Source organism: Micromonospora sp. NPDC049282, assembly GCF_043197045.1.
Classification (GTDB): Bacteria; Actinomycetota; Actinomycetes; order Mycobacteriales; family Micromonosporaceae; genus Micromonospora.
In genome coordinates, this window is the sequence record NZ_JBICSL010000042.1 from 1 (window position 1) to 2,156 (window position 2,156).

General features: G+C 68.0%; 2 protein-coding genes. Both read right to left on the reverse strand.

Annotation, left to right across the window (positions count from 1 at the left end):
* Positions 1 to 71: 71 nt before the first annotated feature.
* Positions 72 to 860 (reverse strand): IS21-like element helper ATPase IstB, encoded by a 789-nt coding sequence (istB, locus tag ACGFI2_RS30590; RefSeq protein WP_210941063.1) that lies wholly within the window; start codon positions 858 to 860, stop codon positions 72 to 74.
* Complete coding sequence (gene istA, locus ACGFI2_RS30595) at positions 860 to 2,086, reverse strand: IS21 family transposase (RefSeq protein ID WP_393523663.1); 1,227 nt, start codon at positions 2,084 to 2,086, stop codon at positions 860 to 862. Before istA ends, istB begins: the two co-directional genes overlap by 1 nt.
* Positions 2,087 to 2,156 lie beyond the last annotated feature (70 nt).

Sequence of the window (2,156 nt, forward strand, 5' to 3'; positions counted from 1 at the left end):
GGTGTCAACGCCGCCTCAAACGGGACCACCGTGGTCCGGCTGAAACTGGACCACCTCGGTTTGGTTGATCTTTAGTCGTTGGTCTTGGTGGCTGCGGGGACGCGGCCGAGGTCGCGGTCTTTGAGTCGGTAGCTATCGCCCTTCATGGAGATCACTTCGGCATGGTGGACGAGGCGGTCGATCATGGCTGCGGCGACGACATCGTCGCCGAAGACTTCGCCCCAGCGGCCGAAGGGCTTGTTGCTGGTGACGATCAGGCTGGCTCGTTCGTAGCGGTTGGAGACGAGCTGAAAGAACAGGTTCGCGGCTTCAGCTTCGAAGGGGATGTAGCCGACCTCGTCGACGATCAGCAGCGGGATCCGGCCGAGCTTGACCAACTCGTCTTGCAGCCGGCCGGCGTGGTGGGCATCGGCGAGGCGGGACACCCACTGGGCGGCGGTGGCGAACGCGACGCGGTGTCCGGCCTGGCAGGCCCGGATCCCGAGGCCGATGGACAGGTGGGTCTTGCCGGTGCCGGGCGGGCCCAAGAAGACGACGTTCTCCTTTGAGGCCACGAAGTCGAGGGTGCCGAGGTGGGCGATCGTCTCCCGCTTCAACGACCGTTGGTGGTCGAAGTCGAACTCTTCCAGGCTCTTGCGGGCCGGGAACCTCGCGGCCCGGATACGGCCCTCACCGCCATGGGCTTCGCGGGCGGCGACTTCGCGTTGCAGGCAGGCGGCGAGGAACTCCTCATGCGTCCACGACTCCGCCCGAGCCCGCTCCGCCAGGCGTTCCACCGACGCGGCCAGGGAGGGCGCCTTCAGAGCGCGGGTGAGGAACGCGATCTCCGACGCGACGTTTCGGTTGGTCTTGGTGGCCATCACGCAGCCACCTCGTCCAGGCCGAACATCCGGTCGTAATCGGCTAGCCGACGGTGCTCCACCTCGGTCGTGACTGCTGGCGCCGGTGCCTGCCGGGCCGCTGTCCGCAGATCGGCGGCGGCCTGGCGGTGAGCTGGATCGGTGATGCTCTGGTGCTTAGCCCAGCATCGGTCATGCCGGGCGACGAGGCGGTCCTCGCAGAACACCTGCACCCGGTCGGCGTCGGCGACGACGTCCACTCGTCGGCCCACCGCCGCCGGGTGCACGGAGTAGTCGTTGCTGTCCAACCGGACGTAATGATCCCGAGGCAACCGTGTGGTCTGTCGCCAGCCAACCACCGGTGCGACCGGCGGCAGCGACAGCATCGCGGCTCGGTCGGCGTCCCACCGGTCCACGGGTCGGCAGCCCAACATGCGGTGCTGGCGGTTGTTCGCCCGCACCAGCCACTCGGTGAGTTGGGCGTTGAAGTCGCCGGGTGAGGCGAAACGGCGGCCGGGCAGGAACGAGGTCTCCAGATAGCCGTTGGCCCGCTCCACCAGGCCTTTGGCCTCCGGGTCGGCCGGCCGGCACTGGATCACCTTGATGCCGAGGGTGCCGCGGAAGGCGTTCATCGCCTCCGTCAGCTGCGGTCTGCCGGCCCGCCACTGCCCGACTGCGGACTCGTTGTCCCAGACCAGAGCCTTGGGCGTCCGGTCCCACCCCGAGATCAGCGTCCAGTGCCCGCCCAGCAGGTCCGGCGACTGCCGGGACGGGATCATCACCGCCGACAGCCACCGCGAATACCCCGACACCATCACCAGCACCGGCGGCCGGCCGACCTGCCCGCACCCCAACGGCACGTCCACCGGCGGGAACCACAGATCGCACTGCGCCAGCTCACCGGGCAGATACTCCGTCCGCTGGGACGGATCAGGGCGACGGAACAATGGCCGCAGCTGCTGCACCCGATCACAGAACACCGTCTTGCCTCGGGTCCACCCAACCCGTTCCATGATCACCGTAGTCGGCATGTCCGGGAACTCCGCCAACAACGCCCGGATCTGCGGCTCGACCGCATCCACGATCGAACCCTTCGCCGCCCGCCGATAGCGGGGCGGCTCATCACTGGCCAAGGCCCTCTTCACGGTGTTGCGAGACATCCTCAACCGCCGTGCGATGGCCTGGATCGCCATGCCCTCCGACCGCCGCAGCCGCCGGATCTCTGCCCAGTCCTCCACGCTCAGCACCTCCCGATGCTTCAGGAGGTGGTCCCGATTCAGCCGGAACCACGTGGTCAGTTTTCAGGCGGAGCCGACA

What these genes read in the sequence shown, in the direction of transcription:
- istB (WP_210941063.1), bottom strand. Translation starts at nt 860, where the DNA reads ATGGCCACCAAGACCAACCGAAACGTCGCGTCGGAGATCGCGTTCCTC.